The following is a 21,002-nucleotide window of genomic DNA, read 5'->3' on the forward strand; positions in this document are numbered from 1 at the left end:
AAAAGGGTGATAGATTCAAAGTCTATCACCCTTTTTTAGGGCAGAAATATTTACTATATAATTACTTAAATAAATAATCAGTTAAATAAAATATCTTTTTTGACTATTTTTTCCTACCGATAAACTGTACGACCGCTCTTAACCCCTGATGATGCGCGCCTTCTGATATCATGCGCTGTTTCTCAATGCCTATGATTTCTTCTAACTCTGTAAGCTCTGCTCGTAAGTTTATCAATGAGCCGAAACGATCTTGTTGATCAGCAGGCGGCCCACCAACCGCATCCATTTTAGTTTGCTCGTAATTATAAGCTTCGAGTAAATATACGCCATTGGGCTTTAAGGCTTGAGCAATTTGTGTATGGATTTTCTGCCGAATGGTCTCAGGAACATGCGCCCAAATCGAGACGATACTGTCCCAACTGTTGGGTTCAAACGCATAATCAGCTAAATCAGCCACTTGCGTAGTAATCGTTACGCCTTTATCGTCAGCTAATTGCTGCGCCTTACGTAAGCCAACTTTGGATAAATCCATCGCCGTGACTTCATAACCTTGCTCCGCTAAAAATACCGCGTTCCTGCCCTCGCCCTCTGCTAGGCATAAGACGCGCCCGCCTGCAGGTATTCTTCCATGCTCTGCTTTCAAAAAGTCATTAGGCTCAGTACCATAAGCAAAGCCTGGTTCACTGTAGCGTTCATCCCACATTTTATTCACCTTGTTTAACAAACTTATAAGTAAGAATTTAACCAAAAAAAACATGTCAAGTTTTAAAGTAAACAGACCGTTTTTTAATGCGGTTTCTCAAAGCGTCCAAAAAGCTTTCTTTAAGGGCTGATTTTAATAGGTAGCTCCTAGCGCAAGAGAAAATCTATGATTTTCTGGCAGCATGCAATTTTTTAACGTGTCCAAAACATTCCCTTTAAGAAATTTTTACTTGCGACACTAAAATTGTCATGTAATTTTTTAACGTATCTCATCCCAAACCTTTTTAAGGCGTTTCGGTGAAACGGCCATACGAGTTTTCATCGGTTGTGCAAATAGCTGAATACGATACTCCTCTACCATCCAGCGGTATTCGCTAATAGCGGCGTCACTGGCACGATTGACCAGTCGCTCCATATGCAAATCGAGCGCATAGACACCTTCAAGATCAGACTCAAGATTATGCTCAAGCCGCTCAATCCTTAGCTCTAGCGCCTCCAAATAGCGTGGATACTGCTGCCAATGGCTATAATCCATACGGTATACAAAGTCCGCTAGATACAAGTCTGAGAGCTGATCTTCGATATCGTCAATGGACTCACCAAAAACTTCACGATCGAGCATCAGTAGACTTTGGCGAATACGCTGCCAGCGTGTATAAACTTCCTTGAGAGTTTTAATAACGCTTTGACCCGTCAGCAGGAAATTACTGACCACTACCTCTTGGGTTTGCTGATACTCCTCTAGTGTAAATGGTAGCTCCTCAGCTAAGCCAACCGCGATACTATCAGCGCTCTCAGGCAAATCAGTGCTATGGTCGAATAATACGTAGTGTTCCTCAAGAGTCGCATCGAGCGCCGCATCGATAACGATAGTCTTAAGCTTTTCCATATCGCCAAGGGGGGCAAAGGCAAGCTTAAAGATCTTATCGATTTGGCTCGTCAACTGCTTTTTCTTAGCGCCGAGCTTGGCTTTAATTAGCGTCAACACGCCCGTGCGATGCGCCTCTAATGCCGCATTAACATCGGTATATTGATGAATCGATACCGCTGTGCCTGCTTCGTCAGCGACCAAAGCAGAGAACTGCTTCATCACCACACCAGCGCTATGACGATTTTTACTAAAAGTAAAGTGCTCAGGGAAACTCGTATGCGCACCTTGCTGTTCGGTCACCGCTCGACTGGTTTCACTAGCATGACGAATTTGCAAAGTTTGTAGATCACGGCCTTTTTCGATAATACGGTTTTTATCATCGACAACCGAAATCTGCGGCTGCAAGTAGCGGTCAATAGAGGAAGGGTCAAATTTATCAGGCGTCACCGATGTAATACCGCGACGACTCAGCGCATGGCAAAGCTGCTTAAGCAGACCTTGTTCGCCTTCAGGCTTGAGCTCATCGAACAAGCTATCAGCGGTATCTGGAATCGGTACAATTTGACGGCGAATGTCTTTAGGTAGAGATTTGAGCAATTGTAGTACTAGCTCGTAGCGCCAACCTGGGACGCCCCACAGTAGCTCAATGGCGTCTAGTTGCGGCAGTGCAGCCAATGGAACACGAATGGTCACGCCGTCATCGTCGCTGGCAGGATCAAACACGTAGCGGAGCGGCAAACGCAGATCGCCTAATTGCCAAACCTCCGGGAAGTCGCCTGTAGTCGGTGCTTGGCTATTAAGCACATCGTCATCGGTAAAGAATAAAAACTCACTATCGCTCTTTTCCATCTCCGCGCGCCAGTCTTCAAAAGCTTTGCGGCTAGCGACATGCTCAGGGATTTTTTTCTCATAGAACTGATACAGCGATTCTTCATCGACTAGCAAATCTCGGCGACGCAGCTTGTCCTCGATACGCTCGACATGAGCGATCTTGTCCATATTGTGCTGTAAGAACGGCGCTTGCCGGCCTAGATTACCGGTCACTAAACCATCACGAATAAAGATCTCGCGCGACTCAGAGAGGTTAACTTGCTCATAGTTGGTGAGCTGCTTTGGGATAATAATTAAACCAAATAGACTAATCTGTGCATAAGCTTTGACGCGGCCGGTTTTCTTTGACCAATGCGGCTCGAAGTAATGGTATTTAAGCAGATTGCCCGCTTCGGCGATAATCCATTCAGGCTCAATTTTGGCAACGGTACGCATAAACACTTGCGAGGTTTCAACCACTTCAAAAGCCATGACCCAAGGCGGTATTTGCTTAAATACGGTACTGGCTGGGAATATCTTGGCTTTTTGTTGACGCGCGGCCAGATACTCGCCGCGGCTTTCGGTTTTGTGCGCGATGGTAGAAAGCAATCCTGTTAGTAGCGCTCGATGCAAATTGGCATATTTAACCGCTTTGACTTCTTCATCTTCAATTACGGTGGGGTCGCTGCTTGTCTTGTTCTTTTTATTCTGTTTTCTATTAGCGTTTTTAGCATTGTTTTGCTTGATTTTACCATCACCCTTTACTTCTTTCACATCGGTTAGGTCTAAGTCAGTGACCATCTGCACCAGTTGGCGATGGGTTTGATTCCACTCACGCACACGTGGGAAGCTAAGATAGTTTTTCTTAGTGAAGTTTTTACGCTGATTACCAGAGAGCTTATTGCCATTCTCGTCAGTCTCAAACAGCGCCTTCCATAAACTCAAATAAAATAAGAAATCCGAGTCATCCTGACGAAATTCAGCGTGCTTTTGATCAGCTTGTTGACGCTTATTAGCAGGGCGTTCGCGTGGATCTTGTACTGCTAGAGCGGCAACAATGATCAGCATCTCGCGAATACAATCATAATCGCTGCCCGCCACTAACATACGAGCTAACCGTGGATCGATAGGCATACGCGCCATTTTTTGCCCGATACGGGTCAGACGTAGATGATCTAAAGTTTGCTTGCGCTTTGGAATATTGGCTTTGTCGTTTTTTGAGGTAATCGCGCCAAGCTCATCGAGTAGCTTATGACCATCGGTAACCAAACGGCTATCGGGCGGCTCGATGAATTCAAAATCCTCGACACTACCTAGACGCAGGTTCGCCATTTGCAAAATAACCGAGGCAAGATTAGTCCGCAAAATCTCAGGCTCAGTAAATTCAGGACGACCACTAAAGTCTTCTTCGCTATAAAGGCGAATACAAACCCCAGGGGCAACACGACCACAGCGTCCTTTACGCTGATTAGCAGCCGCTTGTGAAATCGCCTCGATAGGCAGGCGCTGTACGCGCGAGCGATAGGAATAACGCGATATCCGTGCAAAGCCTAAGTCAATCACATAGCGAATACCGGGTACGGTTAGTGCAGTTTCGGCAACGTTAGTGGCAATAACGATACGGCGCCCACGACCGGAAGGCTGAAAAATACGCTGCTGCTCTTCATAAGTCTGGCGCGCAAAGAGTGGTAGCACTTCGGTGTGCTTGGGCCCATACTGAATAAGTACATCTTGTAGCTCACGAATCTCAGCCTCAGTCGCGGCAAAGATTAAGATATCAGCCTGATCGGCATGCCCTTTACTCTGCGCATCACTAAAGCATTCCTCTACCGCTGCGACAACCGCACGCGGCAAGTTTTCTTCGAAGTCGTCATAGCTATCATCATCCGAGCTAGTCACTGGCTCATCAGTCAGCGGACGATAGCGCACTTCAACCGGAAAGCTACGACCTTCGACGTTGAAGATAGGCGCAGGGACTTTACGTTTTAGCTTACTATCATAATGACTAAAGTATTCGCTAAAACGCTTAGTATCAAGCGTCGCTGAGGTAATAATGACTTTGAGATCAGGGCGCTTAGGCAGCAGCTTTTTGAGATAGCCCATGATAAAGTCAATATTAAGACTACGCTCATGCGCCTCATCGATAATAATAGTATCGTACTTACTTAAGAATCTGTCGTGACCGAGTTCAGCTAGCAAAATACCATCGGTCATCAGCTTGATAACCGACTGCGCCGTCCCCTGCTCATTAAAGCGAATCTTAAAACTAACGGTATTGCCTAACTTCTCGCCAAGCTCTTCGGCAATACGGTTAGAAACACTGCGCGCTGCTAATCGGCGCGGCTGCGTATGCCCGATCTGCCCTGTAATACCGCGACCTGCTAACATCGCAAGCTTCGGCAGCTGTGTCGTTTTACCCGAACCTGTCTCACCCGCCACGATAATCACTTGGTTATCGATGATCGCTTGAACTAGATCTTCGGCACGTTGGCTTACTGGCAGATCAAGGTTGAGCTTCGCTGGAAGGTCCTGCGGAATACTGTCGATACGTGCTTGCACTGTCTGCTGTGAGCGGGTTTTTATTTTGTCGTATTGCGCGCGCTTTTTAGACAGCTCTTTTTGCGCTTTTTCTTGCTTATCATCAGTATTTGAATTCTTGTTTTTAGATACAGCCGCGCGCGCCAGCTCACGCTCTAACCGTCCTAAATAGTGGCTATCCTTAGCAAGCACAGGTAGTTCTGTGAAGCTATCTGCATCTTTTATTTGAGCTAGATTGTTAATCGTATCATTTAGATTTTTCGCTGAGTTATCTTCTGCTAAGTTTGGCGTATTCTTCAAAGTGTTAGACATATTTGCTTAGGCTATTTATTGTTTATAAGTGCTAAGAGTATGGGGGTATTTTGGGCGGGATTCAAGGTGGTTATAGTGTTTGCTTGGCAGCTTAGATTTGCTCTTAACCTTTTTAGATGCTCCTTTCTAGATTCTATAAAAGTATAGGAACCGTTTAAATAATCAATCGCTACTGGTATAAATCCTCTGTTCATCTCTAGCGGCTTTTGCAAAAAAGTCGTGCAGCTTTTGTAGTGGCACTCTAGGAAAAGGCAGTTGCAAGGAGAGTATCACCCTCTCAAATGCTACCATCTCATCAGCTAGAGCCTTAGCAATGTTAGGCTCAATCTGTGGGTTGTCATATAGAGTATCGATGAGCCAAGTTAATTGCGGAAAGTCGGCACTGTTATGAACCTGATAAAGTGTAGGTACGAGCTCATCAGAGATTTGACAGCGCGTCTTACGAAACATACCATTTTTATAATACATATTTAAAGCCATACGAACTCCCTTGCTTTGGTTACAAACACCTCATTATGACATACTCTTTATTATTATCAGTATGTGTAAATTTAGGGCTATCCTCAACGGTGGAGTTTATTACCACTAAAAGTTAAAGAACGGTGAGATCCTAATCAGTTTGCGCTAAAAATTCTTTAACCACAGCGACCGTCGCTTTAGGATCCTCTTCATGCGGCACATGCCCTAAATTATCGAATATCTTTAGCTGGCTACCTTTGATATCTCGATAAAAAAGCTCAGCATTTTCGAGTGGTATTAAGTTATCTTGCGCGCCCCATAAAATAAGCGTTGGCTGCGTTAACTGCTTAATTTGCGCCTGATCTTCAACATTATCGAACTCACGCAATCGATCGGCTAACGCGCTGCGATTACCGGTACGTAATGACAGCTCATAATAGCGATCGACTAAAGCGTCATCGACTTTACTCTTATCAGCGTAGACACTAAGAATGCTTTTTTTGACTAAGCTGCGCGGTAAAATATTGCTTAAGATAGGCTTCAATGCTGGATAGGCGGCGAGTCTAAAACCGATGGGAATACTCTTCGGAGTGGTCCGATAACCCACCGCATCGACTAAGACAAGCTTATCCACCCGCTTGGGATATAGCGCTGCGGTGCGCCAAGCTATTTTACCGCCTAAAGAATTACCTGCTAGTATCACTTTATCTAGCTTGAGCTTATCTAACACTTTTATCACAAAAGCGGCGTAGTTGACGCTAGTATATTGAGTAGTCTCATCTACAAAAGGCCCAGTCAAGCCAAAGCCTGGCAAGTCCATACTGACCACACAATACTCATCACTAAGCTCATCTATCCAGCCTTGCCAAGTATGCAAACTTGCTGAGGTGCCGTGCAGTAAAACGATAGTCTTTGCATTATCTACGTTAGTGCATTTAGCAGAGCGCAGCACATGAACTTGCATCCCATCGATTTCGATAAACTCACTATCGGGGAGCTGCCATTTTTTAAGCGCTTCAACGCTTTTATCAGATGCCCAATAAACAGCTATTAGCGCAGCCAGTGAAATACCTGTCGCTAATATAGAAAATAAAATTATTTTGGCTAAACGTTTTGACATTTAATAGATACTCAATAGATTAGGTATAATTTAAGACAAAGTACATATCCTAATAGAATACTTATTTACCGCTTATAGATAAAAAAAGCCAGCGTTTATTTACTAAAGTGACCTGTTTAGTAAATAAACGCTGACTATATCAAATTATGTCACCATTAAAAAACAGGACTACTAAAAAATAGTGCTATAAAAACGGCAGCTTCAAAACTCATTTTAAGCATTAAGCTTTTTTATAACGACTCACCCCAGCAATGATCGTCTCATCAATCACTCGATCATCACCGAGCATCATCAGTACAAACAGCTGTTCCTCTAAGGTTTTAGTCTGACTCATACGACGCTCTAACAATGCCGTGCCTGCTAAGTCAATAACGACAAAATCTGCCTCTTTATCAGGCATAAAATTACCAATTTTATCGTCCAATACCAATGATTGCGCATTTCCTAAGGTGATCTGGTATAGCCCTTGATGCGCGGATAACGGATTGCTTTGTAATTGCTGTACTTTATAAGCCTCATTTAGAGTGGTCAGCATCGAGAGACTAGTGCCCGCGCCTACGTCGGTTGCGATACTCACACCGGTGTAGCTTAGAGTCTTTGGCAAATCAAATAGACCACTGCCTAAGAATAGATTAGACGTTGGGCAATGTGCGATTTGGGTGCCGGTATCCCGTAATCTCTCGTACTCTGAAGTTTCAAGATGAATCCCATGCGCAAAAGTGGTATAGCGACCTAAAAAGCCCATATCGTCATAGACGTCGAGATAGCCTTTATGATTGGGATAAAGCTCGCGCACAAAGGCAATTTCGGCATGGTTTTCGGCTAAATGGGTTTGTAGATAAACGCTATCATAACTTGCATAAAGCTCGCCGGTCATTTTTAGCTGTTTTGGCGTTGAGGTAATGGCAAATCTTGGCGTAATGGCAAAATGCTGACGACCGCGATTGTGCCACTTATCAATAAGGTTTTGGCTATCACGAACGCCCTGCTCTGTTGGCACGCATAAGTGCTCAGGCGCATTGATGTCCATCAGTACATTGCCGGTAATCATTCGTGTATTCAAGCGCGCGCTTTCGGTAAAAAACGCCTCAACAGACTCAGGATGGCTAGTTGAGAATACCAAAGCACTAGTCGTGCCGTTAGCAAGGAGCTGGTCTAAAAAGAATTTGGCGGTATCGTGAGCGACTTTTGGGTCACCAAAGTTTGCTTCTGTGACAAAAGTATAGTTATTGAGCCAATCGAGTAATTGCTCACCGTAAGAAGCAATCATATCTATCTGCGGATAATGCACGTGCGTATCGATAAAGCCTGGCATAATCAGCTTATGCTGGTAATCATGAATCTGTACCGGCGCTTTGCCCTCGTTAGCATTGGCATAATCGGTCATGATCGCTTCTTTATGACCATAATCAACAACTAGACCCGTTTCATCATCAACAACTAGTGCACCATTAGCGATATACTCAGGATGGATGGTCACCCCAGCCATAACTGGTAATAAAGTTACATTTTTTTCAACGACGGTAGTATCAAGAGGAGCAGAACTTTCAGCATTGGTGCGTGCTACTCTTTTAGCAAACTCGTCTTCCGTCAGATAATGTAATAATTGCGCTTGGTAAATATGGATAGTCATAAAAAAGTCTCACATCTCAAGTCATAGCGCTTATATTTATAGGCTATTGCTCATAGAATAAGAAAGGGTTAAGGGCTTAAAATCGTAAAAATGGTTACTTTTTATGGCTATGTTGTACTCTTCATCGGCACTTACAGATAGCTCAGTGAGGATAGTCAGTAGCAAGTAGTTTAGGTAGCTAAACTACCGCTAAGTATTGGATAGTTAATGACGCTTAGGTACAGTGCTTTATCTTTTTATAGTACTAGTTGGTAGTGATAGCTTAGGGCTGTAAATAGTGCTGCTGCATGACTTGCGCGGCAATAGATACGGCTACCGCCATTGGCTCCTTACCCCCTAGCGGCAAGCCTATAGGCATAGTCAACTGATCGACTAACCGCTGATTATAACCACGCTGTAGCAGGCGATCTTTGAAACGTTTGGCTTTGGTAGCAGAGCTAATACAGCCTATATAAGCAGCGGGTGCTGCAAAGTTATCTGTATTAACTGAGCTCTCTTCAGCTCTGAGCACCTCTAACGCCTCTCGCACTAACTCAAAATCAATACTATGATCGTGGGTCATGACTAACATAAAGCGTTTGCCACCTTGCTCTATAAAGGGGCGAACAAAATCGATAGGATCATCATCGATATGCACGCGGATATGCTTTGGCAAGGTATAAGATGGCGAGTCATTACTGTTTGAGGCAGTCAAGTAACGCTCAAACATCTCAGGCCGACTATCGACCCAATCTACCTGACAAGGAAGCTCGGCTAGTATGGTCATCAGCGCCGCGGCCACATGCCCAGCACCAAAAACCAATAACGAGAGTGGCGGCGTCACATTGAAGCACTCAAACATCACCGTGACGCTACCACCGCAGCACTGAGCAAGCTTAGCCCCTAGCGGATAATGCTTAGTATAGACACTATCACGGCGCACCGACTTTGATTTTGATGAGCTTGAGGGGGCTGAGTCATTAGCCGTTTGCTCTGCAGCTGTATCAGCGTTTTTAACTTTTAGGGATTTGGAGAGTTTGTTATTAAGCTTTTGCTCCTTAACATCAATCTCCCCCTTTAGTAATTGCCTTGCCGTTGCTATCACATCATGCTCTAAACCGCCGCCGCCCAAGGTATCGCTAAAATCATCGAGCGTTACGATCATTTTCGCCTGCAGCGCGCGCGGGGCTGAGCCATTGATAGCGACCACAGTCGCCATCACATGCGCCACTCCCCGCTGCTGGCAACGTGCTAGCGCCTCATACCAACGCTCAGGCGGCAGCGCAGAGAGATTACTCACTGTGCGCCGGACCTCTAGCAACCGAAACATTAGGATCTTTTATTGCCTCTGGCTGCTCATCAACTTGCTCGCCTGCCGATTTAGGGGGATTGCTGTCCTCAGCATGGGGTACCGACTGCGCTTTATCTTTATTATCCATCTTCACCTTGCCATCGGCGCTGAACTGTTCTTCTACTTCTGGGAGGTCATCAGCATTTATGTCATCAGTATGATTTTTGCTCGCAGGTATCTCCCACTCCTCCCCTTGCAAGCGCATCACTGCTTTTAGCACGGCCTCACTAGTGGCTGGCATAGTCAGATCAGGATTGACTTTATAATCGGCTAAGCTTGCCACCGCATTATTGATAGCGCACCAAACACTAGCGGCTAGCATAAAGGGCGGCTCGCCTACCGCTTTGGAATTATAAATGGTCTGCTCTTCGTTTTTGCGATCGAACAGCTTAACGCGCCACTGTTTGGGCAAATCATGCGAAGTTGGGATTTTGTAATTGGCCGGACTGTTGGAAGCAAGCGTACCTTTATCGTCCCATGTGAGCTCTTCTGTGGTTAGCCAGCCCATGCCTTGTACAAAGCCGCCTTCGATCTGCCCAATATCGATAGCGGGGTTAATCGATTGCCCAACATCATGCAAAATATCGCAGCGTAGCACCTTATACTCCCCCGTCAAAGTATCGATTTCAACCTCAGCGCAGGCAGCTCCTAAGGCGAAGTAAAAGAAAGGACGGCCCCAAGCTTTGGAGCGATCATAAAATATCTTTGGGGTCTTGTAGTAACCAGTAGCAGAGAGGCTAATGCGGTGCTGATAGGCCAGTAATACCAGCTCTGCAAACGTCAAAGTCTCTTTATCGCCAATCTGCACATGATTATTCTCAAACATTATCGCAGTGGACGGCACCTCAAAATGCTCAGCGGCAAACTCAACTAAACGCTGCTTGACAGTAAGACAAGCATTTTGCGCGGCTTTACCATTAATATCGGTACCGGAAGAGGCGGCAGTTGGTGAGGTATTGGGTACTTTATCGGTGCGCGTCGCAGTGACTTTAACCGTATCTAAGTCCACTTCAAACTCATTAGCGACGATTTGAGCGATCTTGATATACAAGCCTTGCCCCATCTCCGTGCCACCATGATTAATCTGAATGGTACCATCGGTATAAACATGCACTAACGCACCCGCTTGGTTTAGATGCTGCACAGTAAAAGAGATGCCGAACTTGACAGGCGTTAAGGCTAAACCTAGACGTTTATCGCTACCTTCAGCCTCAGCCTTTTTATTAAATTCGATCGTCTGTTGACGGCGAGCCTCATAATCACAGTCTTTGGCTAGAGTGTCCATCAAAGTGGCCAAATCAAAATGCTCAATCGGTTGACCATAATGGGTCGTTTGACCGTCTTGATAAAGGTTATTTAGACGCACCTCTAGCGGATCTTTACCTAACGTATAAGCAATATGATCCATCATATATTCAGCAGTCATCAGACCTTGCGGCCCACCAAATCCGCGATAAGCGGTGTTTGAAACCGTATGCGTCTTACAGCGGTGACCGGCAACTTTTGCCGCAGGATAATAGTAAGCATTATCACAGTGGAACATCGCGCGATCGACAATAGCATCAGACAGATCAGGTGAATAACCACATAGCCCTGATAATTGCATATCGACGCCTAAAATGTGTCCAGACTCATCAATACCGACTTCATAGCGGTTGGAGAACTCATGACGTTTACCAGTAACCACCATGTCATCTTGACGATCTAAGCGCATACTCACAGGCACATTGTAGCGCTTGGCAACGATAGCACTCAGACAAGCCCATGCCGCAGCTTGGGTTTCTTTACCGCCGAAGCCGCCACCCATTCTACGCACTACAGTGCTGACCGCATGAAAAGGCAGATCGACTACTTCAGCGACTAATTGCTGCACTTCACTAGGATGTTGAGAGGAGGTATAAACTTCAAGGCCGCCATCATCACAAGGCACCACATAAGACACTTGACCTTCAAGGTAAAAGTGCTCTTGGCCTAACATATGAATATGACCTTGCAGGCGTTTAGGAGCACTACTCAAGGCGCTTTCACTATCGCCGCGCTGCATAAAATGGCTTGGACGTACAAACTGCTCTTGCTCTAAAGCGGCCTCAACCGTTACTATCGCTGGCAACGGCTCATATTCGACCTTAGCTTTTAAAACGGCTTTTTTGGCTGCGCGGTGGGTTGTGGCTACTACTGCAAACAGTGTCTGACCGACATACTCTGTAATGGTATCGACCATCAAAGGATCGCCATCGAACACAGGTCCAATATCCGTTGCCGCAGGTAAATCTTTAAAGGTAAAAACGTCAATCACTCCTTCTGCCGCTTTTACTGCATCTAAGTCCATACTGACAAGGCGCGCGTGAGCATGAGTGCTTTTACCGATTGCCAAATGCAGTGTGTCCTGCGGTTTTAGGATATCATCGACATAGGTCGCGGTCCCCATCACATGACTAATGGCGCTATCATGCTTGGCGGAGGTGCCAATTTTGTTTTTAGGTGGACGTACTCGGCGGATCTTATAGCTGTCAAAAAGGCTTGAATGATGACTCATTATGCTGCTCCCTGCGTTTGTATATCCACTATTAATTGCTTGGCACATTTAACCAATAAGCGCTGCACCACGTGCATACGGTACTCACGACTCGCTCTCACATCAGTCATAGGCGACACATCTAAAGATAGGGCGTTAGCTGCTGTTTTAAAACTAGCGATATCAACTTTTTGTCCTATCAAAGTCTGCTGACAATGCTGCGCTAATAAAGGAATCGCCGCCATACCGCCTAAGCCAATTTTTGCATTAACAATAGTCGTAGTATCTGAAGACAAATCAATTCTCGCCGCTAGCAAACAGGCTGAGATATCATCTTCGTAACGCTTACTAATTTTGTGAATAAATAAGTGCTGATGCGCTTGCATCAAAGGAATATGCACCGCTACCACATAACTGCCTGGACGCAATTTGGTTTTTTTATACTCTAAGAAAAACTCAGCTAAAGAGATGGTTTCATCAGAGACTTCAAATGATTTTTTACTATTTTGCTCAGCGCTAGCTTCTTTAGCGACAGTCTCTTTACCAATGGCATCACAATGACGTAAATGCACTCGCGCCTCTAATGCTAACAACACAGGCGGCAGATCACCAATTGGTGAAGCATTGGCAATATTGCCACCAAGCGTGCCCATATTACGGATCTGCGGTGAGGCTGTTCTTGCGAATAAATCAGCAAAAGCAGGAAAATGTTGCTCTAGAATCGGAAGCATCTGCTGATAGGTCATGCCCGCGCCAAAGCTCAACTCTTGCGTATCAGTAGACTCTGATAGCGACCATTGTTGTAACTCATTGAGCGCTGAGAGCTGGATAATAACTTCATGATCCATCAAGCGCTGAGTAATGGTCAGTCCTAAATCAGTGCCTCCTGCCCAGATCGTGGCAGTGGGATACACGGCTAGTAATTGATTAAGCTCACTGATAGAGCGCGGTATAAATAGCTGCTTTGAGCCATCAATCAAGGCAGGCTCTATAGTGTCGAATTGAGAGTTTGACTCAGCCTGATTATTGGAATCTGTTTGAAAAGCATTATTAGCCATAACATTTGTCGCCAAACTTAGCACTTTTGATGGCGTATTTGCACTGTCGAGCTGTTGACCGATTTGCTGCATTTTTAGACCCGCATCTATGATGGGTCGGTAGCCGGTACAGCGGCATAAATTGCCTGATATAGAAGCAACGATCTCATCGTAGTTAAAGGCTGTATCGTCGGCGTTTGCGTTTGAATCATGATCTGTTTGCAGGCGTCTATTTTCGTATAGATTCGCCAATGACATCACAAAGCCCGGCGTACAAAACCCACACTGCGAGCCGTGACACTCAACCATCGCTTGCTGCGCGGGATGCAATAATGCCCGGTCGGGGTGGTTGCTAGGATTATCCGCTAGATAAGAAGCCGTCAATAAATGATGACCATCCATCAGTGACAGTAGTGTAATGCAAGAGTTGAAGGTATAGAAAGGGGCACTATCGGTAGTATCTTGCGGAGGTAGGCGCTGAGCCATAATCGTGCACGCCCCGCAATCGCCACTACCACAGCCTTCCTTAGTATCAGTCTGACGCTCATGCAAACGTAAATACTCAAGCACGGTAGTATTAGGGTTGATATCACGCACTTGATGCGGCTTGCCATTAAGATAAAAACGAATCATAGCTATACTCGGCTGTCTGGATAAAAGGAAGATAAAAAGTAAACTTTTATCTTTAATCGGATAATAATATGTTAACAATCAATATATCAAAGGTCAGGCGCATACAGCGACACTGCCATAAGGTAGTATTCAATTATTATAGTAATAAAATTTATACGACGATCATCATACCTACATCAATACTGATAGTTATACAGGTATTGAATAAGCTGACTGCCTATGAGACTGCTGACTGGTTCAGACTTAATCTTTATTTAGGATGGAGCTTCGGTATCTATCCAAGCTTTTTTAAGCGCTTGTCATAGTTACGAAGATTGAAAAAAACGTCCATTTATTTTAGCTTCTCGCCAATCAATATTCCGTATTTTATTTAACTAGCCAAACCTCTGCTTTGAAGCTGACTATTTGGTTAACATTATAATACTAGCATTATATTTAATTATTTTACAACTCAAAGTCAGTATTTATACTAAATAATTTCAATAAGTTTAAAGTTACTGGTTATCATCTATTGTTTCTAGCCGCACAAAAAAGCCAGCGTTTGTTCATTTCTCAAAATAACTAATGAACAAACGCTGGCTACGGTATTTAAACTTGTGATGTTTAGACTTATAGGATTTATCTTGAACGGTTAATCATTACCGAGCTCAAGTAAGCTAGCATTACCGCCGATAGCTGTAGTATTGATGGTGATAACACGCTCAGTGACGAAGCGGTGCAGATAATCAAGACTTAGCATCTCAGAGAAGCCGTCCATATCAGTTACCGCAATCACCTGCGTCAAGATACCATCTGTATTAGCAAGCTCTTGACTGATGCTTTGCACTTCTGCTTGGCTACCTGCTACTGCCACCTGCGCAAGGCGATCAATGTATAACAGGGTGATCGTTTGTGAGTCATTAGCGACACTAAGCACATCATCGCTGATCCCCACATTATAAAGTATCTTCGCCGCTTCTTCGCACATATCGATTTGGCTTGGACAATGCAAAATCACCTCATTGCCTGTTAGCAGTGCGGCAATGAGCTGACCCAAGACCGCCATCGCTCTAGCAGATTCACCGCCTATGACCATAGTTTTGCCGCGAGCGGTGACATATAGATCGTTGGACTCGCCCGTAGCGCCAGTCATCCGCTGAACTTCATCAAGCTTTGGAGCTGCGCTTAGTAAATGCTGAAATAGACGCCGCGCCTTATTGGCATCGCCAGTAAGCAAAGCAAGCTTAGGTATCGCTGCTTCCAAGTACGCCGAACGTTTGACGGCACCTAATAATCGCCAAGCTTCACAGACCCCAGCATGATTTTTTTTGAATTCATTTGCCATCTTGCTACTCCTTATGCGAGCTCTGTTTGCGTGGATGATTGATTGTTTATACTATGTGCATTGTCGTCAGCGGCGCTTTGCTCAGCGCTGAGCTTCATTAAACGCGCGACATAATGCGGTCCGCCAGCTTTGGGTCCCGTACCAGATAGACCAGTACCACCAAAAGGCTGGACATTGACCACCGCACCGATTTGGTTACGGTTGATGTAAGTATTACCGACTAGCACACGGCGCTCGATATGCTCAGCGATATTTTCTATACGGCTATGAATGCCTAAAGTCAAACCAAAGCCCGTACCATTGATCGCATCTATCAGCTTATCGAGGTCACGCGCTTGGTAGCGTAGTACATGCAATATCGGACCAAAATGCTCACCACCGATGACATCAATACTGTTCACCTCAATCGCGGTAGGCAATACAAAGGTCGCTTCGTCTTCGCTAACGACTGAGCTTGCGCTCATAGGGGTTTGTCCCAAAATAGTCGCGGTCGACTCGTCTTGCATCCGTGCAATATGCGCCTCTAAGCCTTTTTTGGCATCACTATCAATGACAGGGCCAACATCAGTTGAAACATAAGTCGGATTGCCCACTACCAGCTCTGCCATATGACCTTGTAGTAGCTCGATGATGCCATCGGCGATATCTTCTTGTACACAAAGGATACGACAAGCCGAGCAGCGCTGACCTGCTGAGCCAAACGCGGATAACACGGCATCGGTGACTACTTGCTCAGGCAATGCAGTTGAGTCGACGATCATCGCGTTTTGGCCTCCCGTCTCAGCGATCAATATCGGCAGCTCACCACTTGTCTGCGCATGATTATTCAAACTTTGGTTGATACGCTGAGCAGTTTGCGTTGAGCCGGTAAAGATGACGCCTGCGATCTTATCAGAGGCAGTCAGAGCGCCGCCCACCTCCCCTGCGCCAACTACGAACTGTAGTGCCTCAGCGGGTACGCCCGCTTGATACATGAGCTGCGCGCCAAAATGAGCGATCAAGCTGGTCTGTTCAGCAGGTTTTGCCACTACCGTATTACCAGCAGCGAGCGCGGCAACAATCTGACCGGTATAAATCGCTAAAGGAAAGTTCCAAGGGCTAATGCAGACAAAGGTGCCACGTGCGTTATACACTTGACGCAGCGGCTTGCCAGATAAATCAGTCAACTCATGAACCTCAGCCGCTAAGCGCTCCGCTTCATCAGCATAAAACCGGCAGAAATCCACCGCTTCTTTGATCTCATCAATACTATCTTGCATGGTTTTACCCGCTTCAAGCTGACAAAGCGCCATCAGCTCGGCGTAGTTTTCCTCATACAAGTCTGCCGTTTTACGTAGTATCTCAGCGCGCCTCGCAGCAGGAACCGCTTGCCATGCTTGTTGGCCCGCTACTGCCGCATCAATGGCTTGGTTAGCAATATCGGCATTAGCGTATTTGACGTCGCCAGCTTTAACATCATGATTCCAGGGCGCACGGATAGTTTGGCTATCGAGCTGATGGGTGCTGCCATCTTTTGTATACTCACTGATCGCTTGACCATCGATAATTGAGGTCGCCGACCAAGTTTTTTTGCGCTGCTCTGCAATCGCCGCTTCGAAAGGTTGCCACTGTGACTCAACAAAGATATTAGGACCATAGCTCGCCTTACGCTCGCCGTATATTTCTAATGGCAATGGAATCTCTGGATTATGCAGATACTCATTCGCCACTAGCTTGTCATAAGGATGCACGGTGAGCTTATCGATAGGATAAGACTTATCTAACAACTGATGCACAAATGAGCTATTCGCGCCGTTTTCTAGTAAACGTCTCACCAAATACGGCAGCAAGTCTTGATGCGCGCCAACTGGGGCATAAATACGTACTGGTATCTGATAGGTTTGCAAAATAAGATCGTAGAGCGCGTCGCCCATACCGTGTAGACGCTGAAACTCAAAATCTCTGTGACTACTCATGGTCATGACAGATGCCAAAGTATGCGCATTATGAGTGGCAAACTGTGGCCAAATCAGACCACGCAGATGATCTGAGAGTAAGAAACGCGCGCAGGCTAGATATGCGGTATCAGTGCCTTCTTTACGTGTCCATACCGGATAGCCTGACAAGCCCTTTTGCTGAGCCAGCTTAATCTCAGTATCCCAATACGCACCTTTGACCAAACGCAGTGGAATACGGTCGCCAACCTCAGTCGCTAAGCGTGCAAGCCAAGCAAAGATCGCGATGGCGCGCTTAGAGTAGCCTTGTACCACAAGACCCAAACCATCCCAGCCAGCAGTAATAGGATCGCGATATAATGATTCAAATAGCTTTAAAGAGATCTCTAAGCGATCGGCTTCTTCGGCATCGATACTTAGATCGACGTTGACTTCGCGGGCAGCCTCAATGAGTAGCACGCAGCGCTGACGCAATAGTCCAAGTACCTGCGACTCTTGGGTCGCCTCATAACGCGGATGTAGCGCTGATAGCTTGATGGAGACTGAAGGTTTGGGCATACTTTCCTTTACTTTAATAGTAGCCGTAGACTTAATCGCATGCAGATAATCATTGAAGTATTTCTCAGCATCGCGGTTAGTGATAGCCGCTTCACCTAGCATATCGAATGAATAGGTATAGCCTTTATTGCGATATGGCTGGCTGTTTTTATTGGCGCCTTCAATGGTCTCGCCCAAGACAAACTGATGACCCATTATCCGCATAGCTTTTTGCATCGCACTACGGATCATAGGTTCGCCCATTTTTTTGGTCATGCGATCCAAAAATCCTGACGCCGTCGTACTGCTATCAATACTAACCACCCGCCCGGTCATCATCATGCCCCAAGTGGAGGCATTGACCATAAATCCATTATCATCTTTGAGATGTTTTTTCCAATCGGCAACACTCATCTTGTCACGAATAAGCGCGTCAGCCGTATAGTTGTCTGGTACGCGAATCAAAGCCTCAGCCAAGCTCATCAGTAGGATGCCTTCTTGCGTATCCAAGCTGTACTCTAATAGTAGCGAGTCTACCATTTTGACTGATTTATTATCACGGCGCACATACTCAACGAGCTTGCGCGTCTGCTCACTTGCCGCGTCGCGCTCTGCGTCGGTTGGCTTAGCCAAAGGCAATAGCTCTGACAGCCAGCGCTCCTCATCGACACTGTATAATGGTGAGATACGCGCATACAGCTCATCACTTGACTGTTTAATATAATCAGGCGAAAGCAGCTCTGTTGGCTTAAATAGTATTGGCTCTTGTGGGGTAAACTGATCTATTGGGTGCATACCAACTCCATAATTATCGTTTAAAAAACTATGATAAATAGAGCGTCAAGATTTTTATAATCTCATATCTTTATACTGATGTTATTAGGTATTTAGAGCGATGAAAAATATAATCATTCACTTATAGAGAGATATCTAAGATAGAAATAATTCTCTAAATGCGATCTCTAAAGTAGCTATAGATAAAGACAAAAACCAAATTATAAAAGACCAGACGGCGCTATCACAAAACGAGCACATCCAGCAAAAGCTGGATACGGTTAAGTAGATCGTTGCGTGTTAAACGGACTACGTTAACAATACAAAGGCAAAATAATGTTAAGCGGCATTAGTGCCTTCTTCTTGTCGGTAGTGAAGGAGTGCGATCATAGTCTGAGCTGATGGTTCTGATAGCGGTGAATATATGATCAGGGTGTTGCAAATTCACTGTAAGAAAAACCTCTACGGCGTTGCTTGAGGTGATGCGCTTAACTCGGTCATATTATCATGAAAAAAATAATCAAACTATGGTTAGCCGAGATTTATTTTCAACTACTATTACCTTTAAAAACAATTAGATACCATATTCATCTTGCTATTGACGCTCAAGATATCTTTTTTTGTTTACTCTTTGTCGACTTTATGACTGTATCCACGCTTATAATATGACAATTAAAGGTTAACAAACGATAGCAGCACTCAATAAAAGAGTGCGTTCTATCCATTCAAAACCTCCTAAAAAGCTATGAAAGCTCATAAAAAACCCTTCTTATCTAGGAGTGATAAGAAGGGTTAGATTGGAGTGACTCTTTCGTAAACTTATAACCCGGCTTTAGACAAATATGATTTTGCCAAGCAGTACTATCGTCAGTATCCAAACCGCTATACTAATATCGGCAAACTTACCTGTTAATGCTTTAGCAGCAGTATAAGTGATAAATCCAAGTGCGATACCATCAGCGATAGAATACGTTAAAGGCGTAAATAGTAGCACAACGACGACTGGGCCGGCTTCAGTTAAGTCAAACCATTCCACATCTTTTAGCGTGGCTAGCATCAGTACTGCGACATAAAAGATAGCGCCAGCAGTAGCATAAGCGGGAATCATGCCAGCAAGTGGTGCAAAGAACGTACTCAGTAAAAATAGCACCCCGACTGTCACCGCGACTAAGCCTGTACGACCACCAGCCGCAATACCAGAGACACTCTCAACATAACTAGTCGTTGATGAAGTACCCAAAACAGTACCTGCGACAGTTGCAGTAGAATCAGCTAATAGCGCTTTACCCATATTAGGTATATTACCATCTTTATCGACTAAACCTGCCTGCTTAGTGGTCGCAATTAGAGTCCCTGCGGTATCGAATAAATCAACGAATAAGAAAGCAAAGATAACACTGATCATGCCGACATTTAGAGCGCCTGCAATATCAACCTGCATGAAAGTCGGTGCCATAGAAGGCGGCGCTGAAATAATCCCTGTAAATTGGGTATTACCTGTTAACAAACTGATGAGCGCAACGAGTAATATACCGATAGTCACAGCGCCAGGTACTTTTTTATAAGCTAAAGCAATAATAACGATAAAGCCAAAAGCTGCCATAGCAGGAGAGAAGGTCGTCATATCCCCTAGGCCGACCAAAGTGGCATCGTTATTGACGATGACGCCAGCACTTTGGAGTGCAATAAAAGCCAAAAAAGCACCAATACCGGCCACAACCCCTTGCTTTAGTGAGTTGGGTATAGAGTTAATAATAATTTCGCGTATCTTAAATAGACTCAAAACTACAAAGATACACCCAGATAAGAAGACCGCTCCAAGTGCAACCTGCCAAGTATAGCCCATACCCAAAACAACGCCGTAAGTAAAGAAGGCGTTAAGCCCCATCCCAGGCGCTAGTGCGACTGGCAGCTTGGCATAAATACCCATAATAAAACAACCAATCGCCGCAGCTAAGCAAGTAGCGACAAAGACCGCGCCTTTATCCATACCCGCATCACCTAAGACGTTCGGGTTGACAAAGATAATGTAGGCCATGGTCAAAAAGGTTGTTAAACCGGCGAGAAGTTCTGTTTTTATGGTGGTGTTTTCACCAGTAATCCCATAATATCGTTCAATTGCGTTCATAGTGTCGCTTCCAAGTTGCATTAATTAAGTATCGCTTCCAAACTAAAACCTCATTGTTTAACAGGTCGATCAAAAAGCTATCCATACCAAAATTAACTTGGCGTTTTTAACTCAATGAGTGTATTTTTAAACATGTTTTATCATCATGCTACTAGCTCATGATGTGATGTAGAATGGTTTTTAAGCGATACGAGAAGAAGCTTATCTAGTTTAGTCATTCTAGCCGAATGAGTTTATAACGTAACGTCTTTAGAAGTCTCGCCTCCGTCTTTAAGATAAAGTTGACGTCATTATCATCTCATTCTCCGTAACAAAATCAGTTATGATAACAAGGTCTGATTTTGC

The 21,002-nt window shown here is 45.0% G+C and carries 11 protein-coding genes; all 11 read right to left on the reverse strand.

What is annotated here, in order from left to right:
* Positions 1-103: 103 nt before the first annotated feature.
* Positions 104-703, reverse strand: coding sequence for a class I SAM-dependent methyltransferase (locus ACS8E3_RS02495; RefSeq protein WP_439240890.1), 600 nt, complete (start codon positions 701-703; stop codon positions 104-106).
* Between the two features lie 258 nt (positions 704-961).
* Positions 962-5,233, reverse strand: coding sequence for an ATP-dependent RNA helicase HrpA (gene hrpA, locus ACS8E3_RS02500; protein WP_439240893.1), 4,272 nt, complete (start codon positions 5,231-5,233; stop codon positions 962-964).
* Positions 5,234-5,395: 162 nt separating this feature from the next.
* On the reverse strand, positions 5,396-5,713 hold the full coding sequence (locus ACS8E3_RS02505; RefSeq protein WP_439240895.1) for a hypothetical protein: 318 nt from the start codon (positions 5,711-5,713) through the stop codon (positions 5,396-5,398).
* A gap of 130 nt (positions 5,714-5,843) precedes the next feature.
* Positions 5,844-6,812 carry an alpha/beta fold hydrolase gene (locus ACS8E3_RS02510; RefSeq protein WP_439240897.1) on the reverse strand — a complete coding sequence of 323 codons (969 nt, stop codon included), beginning with the start codon at positions 6,810-6,812 and terminating at the stop codon, positions 5,844-5,846.
* Positions 6,813-7,032: 220 nt separating this feature from the next.
* Positions 7,033-8,445 (reverse strand): guanine deaminase, encoded by a 1,413-nt coding sequence (guaD, locus tag ACS8E3_RS02515; RefSeq protein ID WP_439240899.1) that lies wholly within the window; start codon positions 8,443-8,445, stop codon positions 7,033-7,035.
* A gap of 262 nt (positions 8,446-8,707) precedes the next feature.
* Complete coding sequence (locus ACS8E3_RS02520) at positions 8,708-9,724, reverse strand: XdhC family protein (RefSeq protein WP_439240901.1); 1,017 nt, start codon at positions 9,722-9,724, stop codon at positions 8,708-8,710.
* Positions 9,717-12,311, reverse strand: coding sequence for a xanthine dehydrogenase molybdopterin binding subunit (gene xdhB, locus ACS8E3_RS02525; protein WP_439240903.1), 2,595 nt, complete (start codon positions 12,309-12,311; stop codon positions 9,717-9,719). The genes ACS8E3_RS02520 and xdhB overlap by 8 nt, the downstream gene beginning before the upstream one ends.
* Positions 12,311-13,960 carry a xanthine dehydrogenase small subunit gene (locus ACS8E3_RS02530; RefSeq protein ID WP_439240906.1) on the reverse strand — a complete coding sequence of 550 codons (1,650 nt, stop codon included), beginning with the start codon at positions 13,958-13,960 and terminating at the stop codon, positions 12,311-12,313. Before ACS8E3_RS02530 ends, xdhB begins: the two co-directional genes overlap by 1 nt.
* Before the next feature lie 631 nt (positions 13,961-14,591).
* Entirely contained in the window at positions 14,592-15,284 is a 693-nt protein-coding gene (locus ACS8E3_RS02535; RefSeq protein ID WP_439240908.1) for a 1-pyrroline-5-carboxylate dehydrogenase, read from the reverse strand.
* Between the two features lie 11 nt (positions 15,285-15,295).
* Positions 15,296-18,550 (reverse strand): bifunctional proline dehydrogenase/L-glutamate gamma-semialdehyde dehydrogenase PutA, encoded by a 3,255-nt coding sequence (gene putA / locus ACS8E3_RS02540; RefSeq protein ID WP_439240910.1) that lies wholly within the window; start codon positions 18,548-18,550, stop codon positions 15,296-15,298.
* A gap of 811 nt (positions 18,551-19,361) precedes the next feature.
* The gene (locus ACS8E3_RS02545) at positions 19,362-20,657 is read right to left on the reverse strand and encodes an NCS2 family permease (protein ID WP_439240912.1); all 1,296 of its coding nucleotides are present in this window, start codon (positions 20,655-20,657) and stop codon (positions 19,362-19,364) included.
* Positions 20,658-21,002: the final 345 nt, after the last annotated feature.

It is taken from the genome of Psychrobacter sp. 2Y5, from assembly GCF_051847375.1.
Classification (GTDB): Bacteria; Pseudomonadota; Gammaproteobacteria; order Pseudomonadales; family Moraxellaceae; genus Psychrobacter.